Source organism: Vibrio sp. 704 (genome assembly GCF_033339295.1).
In genome coordinates this window covers 1-840 of the sequence record NZ_JAWOUH010000252.1, presented here as the reverse complement: position 1 = coordinate 840, position 840 = coordinate 1, and the positions used below count along the sequence as shown (strand labels likewise).

Annotated in this window: 2 protein-coding genes; one reads left to right on the top strand and one right to left on the bottom strand. The window is 43.3% G+C overall.

Annotated elements, in window-relative coordinates; genetic code table 11:
* Positions 1-462: NUDIX hydrolase (locus tag R7R24_RS25760; RefSeq protein ID WP_318119961.1), on the bottom strand; the 462-nt coding region annotated here is incomplete at its 3' end.
* Positions 463-560: 98 nt separating this feature from the next.
* On the opposite strand from R7R24_RS25760, the gene R7R24_RS25755 reads away from it, so the two are divergent.
* On the top strand, positions 561-840 hold a 280-nt coding region (locus tag R7R24_RS25755; protein WP_318119959.1), incomplete at its 3' end, for an AAA family ATPase.

The following is an 840-nucleotide window of genomic DNA, read 5'->3' as shown; positions in this document are numbered from 1 at the left end:
TGGGGTAAATTTATCTGCGCTGAAGCCGGTTTCTTCTCCCAACTCACGTTGCGCGCAGCAGAGCGGGTCTTCGTCGCCTTCGCGAGTCCCTGCTGGTAACTCCAGAAGCCATTTATTGAGAGAAGGTCGAAACTGATTCACTAAGACTATATCGCCATTGGCAGCGATTGGCAGTATTACAGCAGCGCCTGGATGGTGAATGGTGGTGTGTGAAATGACTTGACCAGTAGGAAGCTGAACGTCTTCTTCAACCAAAGAAATTTGCTTCCATTTATGAATTGTTTTGCTCATGCAGTTGTAAACCCTAGCAATGACCGCAATTTGACGTTTTTGAACATTAACCACAAACGCTGGGAAACAAAAGCAAAAACTGTTGCAAGGCCACGAAAGCGTTTGCACTTTCAGTGAGCTATATCTCATAAATGGAAACTTTGATTGCTCAGCAAAGAGAGAGATAAGCATCTGTTATAAGGGTGATTCGAACAAATTACACTTGTAACAAAGTGATAACAAATGTATAAAAATAAATACACAGCATCAGTTCAGCAGCCGGAGTACGTATGATCCAACCTTCTTTTGCATCCAATGCCGAAAAAGCACTACTTTCCGAGCGTATTAACAAGCTTGCAAAAGCGTTAACTGATGGCGTTTATGAACGCGAACACACCATCAAACTCTGTCTCCTTGCCGCTTTGGCTGGGGAGAGCGTCTTTCTTTTAGGTCCTCCAGGTATTGCAAAGAGTCTTATTGCAAAGCGTCTTATCCAAGCTTTTGATAACAGCAGTTACTTTGAATACTTGATGACTCGATTCTCGACACCAGAAGAAGTGTTTGGTCCTT